At 76.7% G+C, this 270-nt stretch carries 1 protein-coding gene; it reads right to left on the reverse strand.

Features of this window, described 5'->3' with window-relative positions; genetic code table 11:
• Positions 1-196: SDR family NAD(P)-dependent oxidoreductase (locus ACOADB_RS07005; RefSeq protein WP_378597242.1), on the reverse strand; the 196-nt coding region annotated here is incomplete at its 3' end.
• Between the last annotated feature and the right edge of the window lie 74 nt (positions 197-270).

Raw genomic sequence — 270 nt, forward strand, 5'->3', positions numbered from 1 at the left:
GGACGAACGCCTCGCCACCGCTGCTCCGGATCTCGCCGGCCAGCTCCTCGAGTCGCTCGACCCGGCGGGCACCGAGCGCGACCGGGAAGCCGGCCGCGGCCAGCGCCTTCGCCGTCTCGGCGCCGATCCCGGAGGACGCGCCGGCGACGACGGCGGGGCGGCGGTCGGGGTGGACAGGCTTCCTCGATGCCGCCATCACGCGCCCCGGAGCCGGAAGGTCGTCGGCAGCGACGCGAACCCGCGCACGTTGACCGAGTGCACTCGCACGGC

The sequence above is a fragment of the Nocardioides sp. CPCC 206348 genome, from assembly GCF_048654705.1.
In the GTDB taxonomy this organism is placed as follows: domain Bacteria; phylum Actinomycetota; class Actinomycetes; order Propionibacteriales; family Nocardioidaceae; genus Nocardioides.